Genomic DNA, 14,370 nt, shown 5'->3' with positions numbered 1-14,370 from the left:
TAGAGGTGGGCAGATGCCGGGAAACGCTGCGAAGTGGGCTTCGGTCCTCGTCAGGGTGCTGTGTAGCTGCATCGCACTCGTTGTTCTCGGCGTCGCTACCGTCTTCTATGTGGCCAAACTGGTGGCGTTGCGCGGAATCAACGGATTTGGCTTTGGCTTCGTCCTGCCCGCGCTCGCCGCAGCGGTCGCTGTGCTCCCGTTGGGCTACATCGTGGTCGCACTGGTGCGAAGGCTGATTCGCCGACGCGACCACGATGTACTGCCCGACATACTCTGGGCCATGGCCGCTTTACCCGTGGGACTCGCGGGTCTGCTCACTGCTGGAATCTTCCTATTCAGCGGCTTCTAAACCTGCTGCTCGGCGATAGTCTTGATGTACTTGTTCCGAAGCAGGATGAGCTGGCGCATATAGCGGTTCAGAACCACGAATTCGGTGAGGGTGCCGAGCGGTCCCAACGGGGCCGAAAAATCGATAGCGTCACGCATCACCGTGCCGCTGGCCTCGTCCGGTCCGAAATAGTGCCGGTGATGCCAGCGCCGGAACGGGCCGGCGACCTGTTCGTCGACAAAATATCCCGGGTAGTCGCAGGCGCTGATCACCGAGGTCATCCGCCAGCGGATACCGAAGTGCCGCGCCTGCCATGTGACCGTGTCCCCGAGTCGGAGACCGCCCGCCGTCACACCACCGATGGCCCGTTCGTCCGACCCGGTCAACGAGTTGGTGTGTACATCCACGTCGAGCGACACCTCGAAGACACGCTCAGGTGACGCGGCAATATGCGTGCTGACCTCGAAGGACGCCATACAGTGAGCATACGGCACATCGCCGGTGACGAGCCGCCCGCAGATAGCCGGCACTAGGAAGCCCTGCCAATCTCCGTTCTGCGCTTACCGCCATGCGCGACACCGCGTCGAACAGCGATGACCTTTCCGCGTAAGCTCGATCGACGTCACCCGCGATGGAACGATCATCGTGGTCGGCGGCCGGTCCGCCCTGATCATCGACCCCCGATCGGGGCAGCGAGTTGGCGTCCGCTTGCTTGCGGGAGTCCTGCGGGGCCAGTGTCGCCTCGACCCGCAAGACTTCCGCACAGCGATCACCTGCTCCGGTCAATTGCTGGCGAGCCCGGTTCAGGATGTCGCGCGCTGCTGCCGTTGTAGCCGCGCCATAAGGTTCTCGTCCCCTGCTGTTCTCCGTGAGGCAAGTGTCAGGCTGTTGCAGCCACTGAGGGAAGTGCCGGTGGACCTTAGTTGATCCACTGTCCGGAAGCTTCGGGGCGGCTCAGCCTGCCCATCTGGTCGCACCTTTGGCCATATCCACGCCATCACCACAGATTTACCGTGAGTTTGGAGCCTCACCCTGATTGAGGGAGGACGAAGTGGCTGCGGAGGGCGTTCTTCGCTTTGTGATGGTCCGGCCGGCGAAACTTCCGCCGCCGACGGCCGCGGGTGTGGCGGTCGGCGAGACGGGCGTGGAGTCACCGTTGTTCCAGCGGCTCAGGCAGGCCGCTGACGCGGGCCAGGACCGGGAGTCGTTGGCACAGTTGGCGCGTGAGCACGGCACGGAACACCCGGCGGACGAAGTGGACGTGATCCCGCTGCTCGCCAGGCTGGACGAAGCCGAGGACCGGACGGCGGCCGACATCGACCTCGATGCGATCGCGCAGGAGGTCTACGGGCGGTCGCTGGCCGACCTGGTGACCAGCGACGAGTTCCGGGCCGCTGAGACCCGGGCGGCGGACGCGCTGGTGGCCAGCGCGCTGCTCGGTGAGCCGGGCGCCGAGTCGGGCACCCGCGCGCTCAAGGCGATCGCGCTGGTGCGGGCCGTCACCGAAGGTCAGGCCCCCGGCGAGCCGGTGCGGGAGTACCTCGCCCGGACTCCGGTCATGCTGCCCGACCTGGTTCGCCGCGCTCCGATCCCCGTGTCGCCTCCCACGGTCCGAGCTGCGCCGGAGCGGGACTGGCTCTCGGCGCTGGACACCGCGCACCGCGAGATCGCGGCACTCGTTCTGGACGATCGATATCAGGCCGCCGCACCCGAGGCGGACCACGGACCCGACACCCCTGGCTCGCCGACACGCCGCTCGTCGGCGCCGGGGCTCCGGTTGACACCCGATGCACTGACCGGACTAAGCCAGTCGACGCGCGAGGTGGCCGAGCGGCTCGGGCTCGCCCGAGACGTACTGGATCCGGTGCGCGCGATCGCATTGATCGAGGCCGAGATCCAGTCCGCAAGTACCCGCACGACAGGTCCGGTCGTGAGCTTCACCGGCGGGATGGTGGACGTCGCGGAGTTCAAACAGTCAATGGCGGTCCAGGCTGTCCCACCCGCCGGCAGCTTCCAGGCCGGGGTGGCCGACCTGCTGGTCCTGCGGCAGAAGCTCAAGGCGTACGAGCTCGGCGAGTTCGCGCACATCGAGAACGTGATGTCGGGCGAGACCCGGGAACGCAACACCAGGCGGCTCTCCCAGAGAGAACAGATCACCGAGACCGAGTCGGAGTCGGAGACCGAGAAGGAACGCGACCTCTCCAGCACCCAGCGCAACGAGCTACAGAACGAGGCGCAGAAGACCGTCAAGTCCTCAACCGAGATCGAGGCAGGTCTGCAGGTGACCGGGTCGTACGGACCAGCCGTCTCCTTCACTGCCAGCCTGAAGGCCGGCTTCTCGTCCTCAACCGAGGAAGCGCAGCGCAAGGCGTCGTCGTTCTCCCAGGAGGTCACCCAGCGCACCATGGAGAAGGTCAGGGAGAGCGTGCGCAGGCTGGTGCGCCTGCGGACCCTGGAGGAGTTCGAGGAGACCAACGGGCACGCGTTCATCAACTCCAACCCGCTCAAGCACATCCGGGGCATCTACCGCTGGCTCAACAAGGTCTACGACGCCCAGGTGTTCAACTACGGCCAACGGATGATGTTCGACTTCGTCGTGCCGGAGCCCGCCGCGTACTTCCTCCACGCCCTTGTGGAGAACCCGCCGAAGAACAGCGACCTGGTCAAGCCGCAGCCGCCGGACTTCTTCGGGCAGGCCCTCAAACCGTCGCACCTGACCCGGACCAACTACCACGACTACGTGGCCCGCTACCGGGTCGCGAACGTGCCGGCCCCGCCGCCCCAGTTCCAGACCGTGGCCTTCTTCGAAAAGCAGGACGGCAGCGACGACACTGTCAACATCGGCCGGGCAGGCAAGCTGGACCTCCCCGCCGGGTACCAGACGTTCCACGCCACCGTGCAGACCGACTACGTCTTCCCAGTGGACGGTGAGAGCCACACCTTCCGGGTCGTGGTCGGTGGCAGTTCGTTCGACCGGACCGAGTTCTGGGGGGCGGAGGGCAAGACCCTCAACGCACACCAGAAGGAGCTGTCGATCGCCTTCAAACTGTTGCACGTCCGGGCGTTCGCGATCGGTATCGACGTCCAGTGCACGCTGACCGACGAGGGCTTCGCGAGGTGGCAGCACCAGGTTTACGACGCGGTCATCCAGGCCTACCAGCAACAGCTCGCCGAGTACCAGGACCGGCAGGCGCAGACGGAGTTGCAGCAGGGCACCAAGGCTTTCGGCAACAACCCGCTGGTGAACGTCAGGATCGTGCGCGATGAGCTGAAGCGCTGGCTGATCATGATGCTGACCGGCAACGCAGACCTCAACCTCGACTCGTTCCAGCCCTCGGTCCCCGGCACCGACCCGAGGCTGAACCTGCCGGCGGCCTACGACAACGGCAAGTTCATCCGGTTCTTCGAGAACGCCTTCGAGTGGCACAACATCCTCTATATCTGCTACCCGCACCTCTGGGGCAGGCGAGCCCGCTGGGTCAACGCGTTGAACCTCAGCGACCCGGATCCCGACTTCGCGGCGTTCCTGCGGGCCGGCGCCGCACGGGTGCAGGTGCCGGTCCGGCCGGGCTTCGAGGCGGCCGTTGCCTACTACGCGCAGACCGGGGTGATCTGGGACGGCAACGACGTCCCCAGCGTCAACGACCAGCTGTACCTGCCGATCGTCAAGGAGATCACCGAGAATCTCGGCAAGCTCGACAACGGCGTGCCATACCCGGCGGGCTCGAAACCGTGGGAGGTCAACATGCCGACAGATCTGGTGCTGGTCCAGAACCTCGACGAGGTGCCGCCGCTGCGGGACGCGCTGTCGAACAAGCAGGTGAACCTGGCGGCGACCGACGCCACCACCGAGGAGTAGGGCCGTGGTGACATACCGGCTCGACGCGGACTACGACCGTGACGGGCGGGTGAGCGGACGCCCGGACGAGCACGACCTGCGGCTCACCGGGCGCGGCGCGATCCTCGTGGCCAACTTGGATGTGGATGCCCGGATGCTGCCCACAGTGGTGCGCCCTGGGCAACCGGTGACGGTGGACGCCGCGCGCACCAGCAAGGCGGCGACCGACAACGAGCCGAGCGACGTTCGGGTCGTCGAGGCTGTGCCGGCCGGTGGTTCGTGTCCGCTCGTGCTGAAGATGAACGCAGCCGACGCAGCCCGGCTCGCAGTGTGGGAGGGCAGCCACCGGATAACACCGGCGAGCGCGGGCGGTGAGGCCCGGTTCCCGCTGACCGGGCCCGGCGCGCTCCGGTTCGAGGCGATCGACCTGGCAGGCGCGCCACCCGCGCTGTCCGGGCTCGCCACGAGTCAGGCCGCTCCGCCCGGGCCGGGTATCCAGGTGCGGCTGGACTGCGACTCCGCGGCCGGGCCGCAGGATGCCGGACAGTTCACGCTCGCGCCGCTGCTGTTCATGGACAACGGCGGGCAGACCAGACGGGTGTACATCTGCGAGGTCGCCGACGCTCGGGTAGCGGCGCCGCACCTGCACGAGAACACCCCGGCGGTGCGGGACGTCGCCGCTGCCCTGCGCCCGCTCGGAGTACCGCTGGTCACTGTGCCCACAGACGTCCACGGCGGCGACGCATGGATCCAGGACCAGTACCAACTCGGCTACCTGCACGGGCCGGCCGGGTGGATGTACATGGTCCTGCACCTGCCGCGCACCCGCGCCGACACCAGCCTCGCGTTGCGCGACCAGAACCTCAGCACGCTGGTCACCAGCCATTTCCCGGCCCGCGACGTCGGCGTGTACGACGCGTTCTGGCACCGTGACCTGGAGGTGCGCGCCGCGAACGGGACGACGAGCCGGATCGCGTTCTCCGACTCGGACCGGGTATTGACGGTGATGACGCGGGTCTTCCTGGCCGAGCGCAAGCTCCTCAGGCTGATCCGGTACGTCCTCACGGGTCCCGCCGCGGCGGCACGCAACGAACAACTGCCAGGCGTCAGCTCGGACTTCTTTACCGCACGCAACAACCTGCCACGCCTGCTGACCCAGCTGGAGCGAACCGCCGACGAGATGGCTACCAGCCAGTTGTGGCAGAACAACGGGGCCGGGCTAAGTCAGGTCAGGACGCTGGCCAAGGCCGAGGTCACCGCGGCCACCCAGGCGGTCGTGGTCCAGACGGCGCCACCTGCCGTGCGGCTGCGCCTGCCCGCCACCGCGAATCGCCCGGCACGCGACATCGACCTGGCCGCCGCCGAAGCCGACCGGCTCGCGCAGCGACTGCGCACCTTGCACTCGTCGCACAACTTCGGCGGCAACATCGAGGTGGGTCCTGCCACCCGGGACGCGCCGCTCGGCAAGGTCGTCGTCGGCAACGTGACCCGCACCGAGGTGGGGCAGACGGTCACCGACATGGACCCGCACCTGCTCGCGTTCCTGCGTGGCCAGGCGCATGGCGGGCAGCCGCTGGTCGAGATCGACACCAGCTGGTTGGACGTCGGTCATGTCGACGAAGTGCTTGCGTTTGTGCCGACCCAGAGCAACCGGTTCGGCGCCGCCACGCTGCGTGCATCGCCGACGGTGGCGTTCGCACTGATCGACGCGCTGGCAAACCGGTTCTGGGACGGGCTGTCCATCCTGGAACGGTCGCTGTATCCGAACCCGTACCGCTACTCGGCGGTCCTGCCGCGCCGGACCGACAAGGGCACAAGCCCGGTCACCATGCTCATGCGTGGCCAGGAATGGCTGCACGACGATTCGCCGGACCTGATGAACCCTATCGAGCCGCCGTTGATCTACACCGAGCTGGCCAAGGCGGACGCGGCATTCCAGATCTCGGCACACCGCATACCGCTGCCACACCCGCCCCAGCGGGAGAGCTTCGGCCCGTTCCCGGCGGACGTCAGCATCTTCGAGTTGCCGCATTTCGACGACGGCACCAACGCCGACCTCGAGGAGAACCAACTCACCGAGATCGAGCAGCGGCTCACCGACGCGTTCGGCAACGTGCCGATCCTCCGCCTGCCGGTGATCTTCGACAATCTCGACAAGGCCACCGGAACGACCAAGGCGTTCACTCCGGACCTGGCGAACCTGCAAGTCGTCGGGGATCGACTGCTGGTGCCGCGCCCGTACGGCCCCCGCGCCCGGGTGCCCGACGCGGTGGCGGTGCTCCGCGACGTCGCGGCGACCCACCGCGACGTGGAGGCCAGCGCGTTCACCGATAAGGACCTCCGTACCCGCCGCCTGGATCGCACCTACATCTGGGTGCGCGACGCGTTCATCCTCGGCAACGGCGGCGACCATGCGGCGTCACTGGCGGACGCCTTTGCCGACGGCTTTCCCGGCGTTGCGCAGGAGGAGGCACGCAAGCGCATCATCAGGGCGAACCCCGGCGCGTTCTTCCCCAACGGAAACCTGCGATCAGGCTGGCGGAAACTGTCCATCCCGGAGGGCACCGTCGACGTGTTCGAGGCGTGGACCGATGCAGTGGCCAGGTCACTCGGGCTCGTCGTGCAGTGGGTGGATGCCTGGTACTACCACATCCGACTGGGCTCGATCCACTGCGGCACCAACGTCATCCGCCGCCCACGAACCGACCGGACGTCGGCGTGGTGGCGGCAGGCCGCCATACCTCAACCAGCCGCGTCAAGACGCTGAACGACCTGTTATCCGGGCCCAGGAACGTGACTTCGATGCCAGGCCGCTCTTGCAGCCGTGGTCCTCAAGGGAAGCGCGTCGATCAGTTGCAGTTCATCGGCTGTACTGCCCCGAGGTGTTGCCGAGTCCGCCTCGTCCAGGGCGGTGATCTTCGCCTGGAGTTGCTTCTCGTCCTTGGCTAGTTCGGTGTAGCTACCTCGCAAAGCGGCTGTAAAGGGGTCGTCCGGGTCCCCTTGCTGTGCTTGCTTCAGAATCGATGCTTGCTTCTTGGTGATCTCGGCGAGCTGTCGCTGGATCTGGTCTCGTTTTCCTCTCGTTCAGATGTTGCGCGATCATCGGCACCGACCAGGTCGGCTTCGAGGACCGTGCGCCGGTCAGGGCCGAACACGCGGTCGGCGAAGAACCTGGCGACGGCGTCGAGCAGGGCGTCTACCTCGAAGGCAGAGAGCGTTCTCGTGGTCGGTGAACCTGTTCACACAGCCCTATCGCCTCCGGGTGCGGTTCACCTCTCCCGCTGTGACCGCCGTGGATGCCCGCGCGGCCCGCGTGGTGTGGAATACCGCCGACACCCAGTGGACGACGTTGTGGGTGGAGACGGGATGCGCTCGCACGGAGACGTGCAGCAACGTGCAGCTGACAGTGGACGCCGCCTACGCCGAGGCGGTGTGGGGCGCCCCGGCCCACGGTGCGCACCGACCGGCGATCGGCTTCGATGTCCCGGGTGAAGCGGCTTGGCCCGTCGCGAGCACCAGAAACTCCTCGGCTTGGCGGCGCCCGTGACGCTCCCGTGCTTGCTGTCCTGAGGCCGGCAACGGCCCGGCCCGAATGGCCCGCTGGCGCGCTCCACGAACTGTCAGTGTCGGATCCGCGCAGCGGTGCGGGCCTCCTAAGAGCCCACGTCGGCGATCTCGGGTCAGACGGCCTGGGTAGCTCGCGTTGGTGGACGCCTCGGCGGTTCCGGCGACTATTATGCGCGGATAGCTGGATAAGGGGGGCGCATGACGACGTTGCTGGTGAGGGTGTCGGGGGATGAGGGTCTGGAGGCGGAGACGCGGAAGCTCCGGAGGACCCTGCTGGAACTGGACGTCGCGGACGTCCGCCTGCCTGAGGTCGTTTCGCCCGACGGAGCGAAGGGCGCCGGAACCGACATCGGGGCGATGATCGTCAGCCTGGGTGGTTCCGCAGTGCTGACCGCGCTGGTCACGGGCGTCTGCCAGGTGCTGCGGACCTGGGTGACCCGCGACAAGGACCGGCGCGTGGTGATCGAGGTCGCTGGCAACAAGCTGGAGCTGACCGGAGGGAACGCCGAACAGCAGGCGCGCGCGATCGAAGCCTTCACGAAGACGCTGGAGCTGGAAGCGGACTGAAGACATGGGTGTCCGCGACGCACTTCTGATCGCCACTGGCACGTACAGCAGCGGACGGCTCGCCGAGCTGCGTTCGCCGGCTGCGGACGTCGTCGAGCTCGCTGGTGTGCTGGCCGATCCCGCGATCGGCTGGTTCGAGACGCGGCAGGTCGTCGACGCGCCCGCGCATCAGGCGATGCGCGCCATCGAAGGGTTCTTCCGCAACCGTGGAACCGACGATCTGCTAGTGCTGCACATCTCCTGCCACGGTGTCAAAGACGACGACGGACTGCTGTACTTCGCTTGTGCCGACACGGATCCGGATCTGCTCGCGTCCACCTCGGTCCCGGCGGAGTTCCTCCACACGCAGATGGGCCGGTGCCGCGCGAAGTCGATCGTGCTGTTGCTGGACTGCTGTTTCAGCGGGGCGTTCGTACCGGGGATGAAGGCGGCCGCCGGAGTGGACGCGAAAGAACAGCTGTCCGGGTACGGACGCGCGGTCCTGATGGCCACCGGCCGCACGGAATACGCCTGGGAAGGGAACCGGTTTCGGAAGCTGGAACCAGAGCCTTCGCGGTTCACCGAAGCCATCGTCCACGGTCTGCGCACCGGCGAAGCGGATCGCGACGGCGACGGCAGGGTCGCCGTGGACGAGCTGTACGAGCATGTCTACGAGCGCCTGCGCGAATCCGGAGTCAAGCAGACACCGCAATGGTCGTCGGAGCTGGTGCATCGCGTGTACCTGGCGAACCGGGCGATCTCGATGCCCGCGGATCGGCCTCCGAAAACCCGGACCCGGCCACAGCGCCGTGCCCGCCGAGGACAGGACACGTTGATCACGCTCGACCTCCCGCTGGAGGACGCGGCCGTGGGCACGGACGACACAGTCCAGCTCGAGACCGCGACCACCTGCGGAAGCTGCGAGGGCCTCGGCACCGCCGCGGACTCCCTCGTCGAACGCTGTCACGCATGCGGCGGCGACGCTCTCCGCGAAGGCGAGGACTGCGAGACCTGCAAGGGATTCGGGACGCTGATCGAAAACCCCTGCCCGGGCTGCGCCGGCGACGGCAGGATCGTCACCCGCAGAAGCGTGAGCGTCAAGATCCCGCCAGGAGTGGGCGGCGGTATGCGCATCCGGCTGAAGGAACAGGGTGAGACCGGCCCCGGCGGCGGGCCCGCCGGGGATCTCTACGTGGAGATCAACGAACTGCCCGACGACCGCTTCGAACGGCGTGGCAACGACCTGCACTGCACGACCACGATCCCGGCCGCGCTCGCACGCGACGGCGGGATCATCGACCTGGACACCCTTATCGACGGTGTGAAGAAGATCCGGATCCCTGGTGGGATGAAGTCCGGTCAAACTATCCGCGTCGCCAGACTCGGGGTTCCGCGGCTCCGCTCGTCAGGCAGAGTGGACGGCCGGGGAGACCTGATGGTCACCGTGGACATTCGCGACCGGGAATGAACCACTGGGGCTATCTTGTCGCCGACGGAAGCTACTCAAGGCTGGCGGCGAAGCCCAGCTGCTCTTGTCCTGCAGCGATATCAGCGGTGGCTTGGCGTCTTCCGACCCCGAAGAACTTCGACCGCGACAACTGACGCAACGCCGCCTGCGCCGATCCGGGAATTCGCATCAAGGTGTCCGCGCCCGGCCCGGCTACCGCCTCATCGACCGCGGCGGCCTCGCGCCACCAGGTAAGCAGCAGATCTTGCTCGATGCCCCGTTCGACGTCCTTGGCACTGTAGAGCGGATCGCCGACAGCCAGTAACGTTCCGGCGGGGGACGAGGCCCGAGGAGAAACCGGTTTGAGCCACGGCGAGTCCCGGCGACGGGCGTGGATGGGGGCTGATCCTCGACGCCGAAGATGCCCACTCCCATCGATGCTCGGCGCTGTACGGAGCCGCGCCAGCGAGCCGCTTCACTGCCCTAAGCCGGGCCCACTTGAGCCAGGACGCGCTACCCTCCGGAGTTGACTGGAGACGCACTGCGGCGGGAGTTCGACGATGGAGCAGGCAGCGGAGATCACGATTCTCGACGGAGTTCAGCTCGACACCGAACGGCGGTTCCTCCATGACTGGTTCCGGACTGCTCCCGGTTTCCGCGGATCGGTACGCACACCGGCGCCGCCTTCGGAGCCGGGAAAGCTCGGTGGCGTCTCCGACGTGCTGGTCGTGGTCTTCGGGGCCGGCGGAACCGCCACGTTGTTCGTCAAGCTCATGGCGGACTGGCTCGTCGCCCGTCGCCCCAAGCTGCGCATCAAGGTCACCGGTCCCGACGGCCGGACCGTCGAGGTCGAAACAGAGAATCTGACCGGAGATCAGCTCGCCGACGTGGTGTCGACGGTCGTGCACCCCGAAGACAGGGCATGAGCGTCCCACATTCCGCCGCGTCCTCGGCTGTGCTGGTCGGGAGTAGCCGCTTCGCCGACCACGAGCTACTCAACGTGCCCTCGATCCGCACGAACATTCACGACCTCGCCTTCGAGCTCTCGCTCGAAGGGCACGGTTTCCTGGCCTCGAGCAGGATCACGTCGGTGATCGACAAGGAATTGGCCGAGGTCGGCGGCGCGGTGCGGCAGGCCTGTGCCACCGCGACCGATCTCCTCGTCGTGTACTACGCGGGCCACGGCCACCTCGATCACGCTGGCGAGCTGTACTTGAGCCTGCCTGGGACGTCACCGGATCTCCTGGCCTGGACGGCCATGCCGTGTGCGGCGTTGCTCGCGGAGATCGACGCTTCGCCCGCGCGGCAACGGATCCTGATCCTGGACTGCTGCTACGCGGGCCGCGCGGCGCTCGGAAGGGAACCTCAGGAAGACCTCATTCAGCAACTGCCCGAACCGGAACGGACCTTTGTGCTCGCCGCGACACCAGCCCACACCCGTGCCGATGCACCCGTCGGTGCCCGGTACACTGCCTTCACCGGTGAGCTGATCGAGCTGTTACGTCACGGCGCGCCCGGAGGCCCTGACCTGCTCGACGCGGAGTACGTCTGCAACCGGCTGCAGACCCGGCTCGCCCGTCGTGGATTGCCGGCGCCCTGCCGCAAGGCGACCGGCGGCATCCGGCCGGTTCTGATCGGGCGGAACCCCGCCGTCGGTACCTTCGTGCCGGAAGAACCACAGTCAAGCGTCGAAGACCACGTGGAGCGCGGGACCCCGGTCCCGCCGGCCCGGACAGAGAGGCTGTCATGGGTTCCTGATCCCGCGGGAGACGTGGTCCGGCGGCTGGACTCGATCGTGGAACAGGCACATGCCGCGGACGGGATGGGCGGAGCCGGCCGCCCGGAACGCGCATCCGCGCTCCTCGAAGATCTGATCGCCGACGCTTCCCTGCTCGTGGCCGAGAACGACCACCACGTCGTTCAGTTGAAAATCAAGCGGGCTGGATGGCTGAGGCGAGCAGGCGCGATAGACGACTGCCTCGAGGTGTGCGAAGACGTCCTGTCCGGATACGACGAACTGGATCTCGACAACCGGTGGACACGGGCCGTGGTCATCGACTACGCCCACGTCCTCGGCGAGTCCGGGGACATCACCAAGGCGAACGAGTACGTCGACCTGGTCACAGCCGAGACCGATGGCCTCGTCAACGACGACGACCTCGAGCCGGTCGTTGAACTTCGCCTGGCACGGATCGAGTGGGAACGCCGCGGTGGCGACCTGGAGCAGGCGGCCCGATTAGCCGCCGACCTCCTGGGCTATATGAGGGTCCGCAACGGCTTCTCCGGCGAGCTGACCTGGCAGGTCGAGAGGGTCTACACGAAACTGATCAAGAAGATCGGCCAGCGCCGCGGGCTAAGGCTTCGGCTGCGTGCGGCGCGCACCACGGCAGGCACCATCCTCAAAGACAACTGGTGACCCTGCTCCACACAGCCCCGGGCGCTGGCACGCATTCCGAGGCGTAGCGAGGAAGTGACTGGACTGCATCGCGCCCGGCGCCTCGCCGATGGTGATCACTGTGGCGAGCTCTCGAACCGGCATTACGCGCACGATGAGAGCCCGGGTTCCGCATTGATGTTTCGTCGGCGACGGAGTGGTGGTGACCGTGGTGCCGGGCTGAGGGCTCGGCACCACGGTCTCAGCTCAGCACTTCTTCGTGGAGCCGCCGTTGCTGAGGTACTTGTCGGAGAACCAGCCTTCGCGCTGTGTGCCCGCGACACGTCCCCAGGTCCAGGTACTCACGCCGCCAACCGATTCACCGGAAGTCCAGCAATGGTAGTAGATCAGCGTGTTCCCGTTGGCTTGCCCCAGTGGAGTGCAGTCGGTGTGTGGCCCGGACCGATAGCGCAGAACCGTTGTCGTCCGGCCCGAGCCGCTGTCCTTGTTCGAATGCGGGTGACTGCAGTCCATGGTCTGAACCGGTTCGGTTTGCGTTCCTGCGGGTGCGGCTGTGGCTGTCCCGCTGACGCTGACCAGCGTCGCCGCGACCACGGCAGGCAGTGTGAGCAAGGCACGGGTTAGCGATTTTCTCATCTTTCTCCCTCTCGATCGGACTTTTCCGATGTGAATGCGTCGCCGTGAAGACGCAATAGAAATCATTCGATGGCCCAGTTGAGGTGTAACCCATCTTGGGAACTTGATCCAGTGGAACGTATGACCAGTGTCTGGCAGTCTCGACTGTGCTGCCATGTGTTCAACCACAACTGAAACGTGCGGCGGAGCCGCATCTGGGGGATGACGTGCTGAAGGTATCTTTTACTGCGGAAGACCTGCTGAAGGTCACCGTGGCGGACACTCCCGCTCCGCTGATGGAACTGGTCCTTGCGCTGATGACGTTGCAGCGCCGCGACAATCGCCACGTCTTCGGTGGCTGGCGAAGACGGACGGCACGCGGTCTGCCCGTGCAGGCCGAGCCGCTACTGCAGTTGTTGTCTCCTACCGGTATCGGACCTCTGTTCCTCGACCCGCCGAGTGCCGGGCTGGACGACGGCTTGTCTCAGGTTCTCGCTACCGACCGAGCGGTCGTCGGGGCGGAATTGCGACGGATCTGCGCGGTCGACCGGCCGCGGACCGCCTGGATTCGGCAGCTTGCCGCACAGGATCGCCACGCTTGGCACATCCTCGAGCACGCCGTAAGGGAAGCGCACCGGCACATCTTGGCCGTGGAGTGGCCACGGCTCCAGGTCGCCTTCCATGCCGAAGCGGCCTGGCGCGCACATTTCCTTGCCCGGCACGGACTCGAGCGCACCTTCACGAGTCTGTCCGCCGGGTTGCGGTGGCGCGACATGAGCCTGGAAATCGATTCGCCCGGCGTTGACAGGGAAGTGACGTTGCGCGGCGAAGGCGTGGTGCTCCTGCCGTCACTGTTCTGGACCGGCCGGGTTCTCGTGGCACCGCAGCCTGCAGGACCGGCGTTGGTCATCTACCCCGCCCTCACGCCACTTCCCCTGCACGATGCCGACACGGTCGGCGATCCGCTCGCAGCCCTGCTAGGCAGCACACGAGCGGACACCTTGCGTGCTCTGACCAAGCCGCACACCACGACCGAACTCGCGCGCACCCTGCACGTCTCCGTGCCCGCGGCCTCGATGCAAGCCAGGACCCTCCGCGACGCCCGGTTGATCACCACCCATCGCGACGGCAAAGCCGTCCTGCATTGGTGCACGCCACTCGGCGTCGGTTTGATCGCCGCTCCGACAACCGAGCCCATGAATCACCGCGGCGTTGTCGCGGGTAGATAACGCAACCGGTCGGTGCGGAGTCGCTGCACGGCTTCGCGTTGGCCCGGCCAGAGATCCGGAAGCCTCGACGAGGGTTGCTGGTCGGAGGTGGCCGGGCCGCCGTTCCCGCGTCAGAACTGGTTCGCTGGGCGGCGGCAGTGGGGCCATCTGCGGCCACAGGGGCATGCCGGGCGCGCCACGCCCAAGAGTCGAATCTGCCCGATGCTATATGCACGGCGCGTCAATTTCAGCAACGGTTTGTGCGCCCTTGAAATCCTTGTCCAGGTGAATCGGGGAAGGGACGTCAAGGGCGCGATCGGTGATTCAGGACTTCTTGCGAGGTGCACGCTTGCGCTTGACGGGAGCCTCTTCGGCGACCGGTTCGGCGGGGGCCGACTCGGCGTTGTCGAACGCTTCGTAGATCTC

Annotated in this window: 10 protein-coding genes; 9 read left to right on the top strand and 1 reads right to left on the bottom strand. The window is 66.7% G+C overall.

Annotated elements, in window-relative coordinates:
* The first annotated feature begins 109 nt into the window (after window positions 1–109).
* Window positions 110–349: a hypothetical protein gene (locus ACLJO0_RS29165; RefSeq protein ID WP_410581833.1), complete on the top strand. Its 240-nt coding sequence runs from the start codon at window positions 110–112 to the stop codon at window positions 347–349.
* On the opposite strand, the gene ACLJO0_RS29160 is transcribed toward ACLJO0_RS29165, so the two are convergent.
* The gene (locus tag ACLJO0_RS29160) at window positions 346–804 is read right to left on the bottom strand and encodes an SRPBCC family protein (RefSeq protein WP_410581832.1); all 459 of its coding nucleotides are present in this window, start codon (window positions 802–804) and stop codon (window positions 346–348) included. The two genes, ACLJO0_RS29165 and ACLJO0_RS29160, sit on opposite strands and share 4 nt — an antisense overlap.
* Window positions 805–1,379: 575 nt before the next feature.
* On the opposite strand from ACLJO0_RS29160, the gene ACLJO0_RS29155 reads away from it, so the two are divergent.
* The 8 genes from ACLJO0_RS29155 to ACLJO0_RS29120 all read left to right on the top strand — a co-directional run bounded on the left by ACLJO0_RS29155 (window position 1,380) and on the right by ACLJO0_RS29120 (window position 13,965).
* Window positions 1,380–4,187 (top strand): hypothetical protein, encoded by a 2,808-nt coding sequence (locus ACLJO0_RS29155; protein ID WP_410581831.1) that lies wholly within the window; start codon window positions 1,380–1,382, stop codon window positions 4,185–4,187.
* Between the two features lie 4 nt (window positions 4,188–4,191).
* Window positions 4,192–6,933 (top strand): protein-arginine deiminase family protein, encoded by a 2,742-nt coding sequence (locus ACLJO0_RS29150; protein ID WP_410581830.1) that lies wholly within the window; start codon window positions 4,192–4,194, stop codon window positions 6,931–6,933.
* 516 nt (window positions 6,934–7,449) lie between these two features.
* Window positions 7,450–7,713 carry a hypothetical protein gene (locus ACLJO0_RS29145; protein ID WP_410581829.1) on the top strand — a complete coding sequence of 88 codons (264 nt, stop codon included), beginning with the start codon at window positions 7,450–7,452 and terminating at the stop codon, window positions 7,711–7,713.
* 218 nt (window positions 7,714–7,931) lie between these two features.
* On the top strand, window positions 7,932–8,300 hold the full coding sequence (locus ACLJO0_RS29140) for a hypothetical protein (RefSeq protein WP_410581827.1): 369 nt from the start codon (window positions 7,932–7,934) through the stop codon (window positions 8,298–8,300).
* A 4-nt stretch (window positions 8,301–8,304) separates the two neighbouring features.
* A complete protein-coding gene (locus ACLJO0_RS29135) occupies window positions 8,305–9,747 on the top strand; it encodes a caspase, EACC1-associated type (protein WP_410581826.1) in 1,443 nt (480 codons plus the stop codon).
* 539 nt (window positions 9,748–10,286) lie between these two features.
* Window positions 10,287–10,652: an effector-associated constant component EACC1 gene (locus ACLJO0_RS29130; RefSeq protein ID WP_410581824.1), complete on the top strand. Its 366-nt coding sequence runs from the start codon at window positions 10,287–10,289 to the stop codon at window positions 10,650–10,652.
* Complete coding sequence (locus ACLJO0_RS29125) at window positions 10,649–12,142, top strand: caspase domain-containing protein (RefSeq protein ID WP_410581823.1); 1,494 nt, start codon at window positions 10,649–10,651, stop codon at window positions 12,140–12,142. Before ACLJO0_RS29130 ends, ACLJO0_RS29125 begins: the two co-directional genes overlap by 4 nt.
* Before the next feature lie 761 nt (window positions 12,143–12,903).
* The gene (locus tag ACLJO0_RS29120) at window positions 12,904–13,965 is read left to right on the top strand and encodes a DUF5937 family protein (RefSeq protein ID WP_410581822.1); all 1,062 of its coding nucleotides are present in this window, start codon (window positions 12,904–12,906) and stop codon (window positions 13,963–13,965) included.
* Window positions 13,966–14,370 lie beyond the last annotated feature (405 nt).

This window comes from Amycolatopsis sp. lyj-108 (assembly GCF_046549005.1).
GTDB lineage: Bacteria > Actinomycetota > Actinomycetes > Mycobacteriales > Pseudonocardiaceae > Amycolatopsis.
This window is presented reverse-complemented; position numbering and strand designations above follow the sequence as displayed.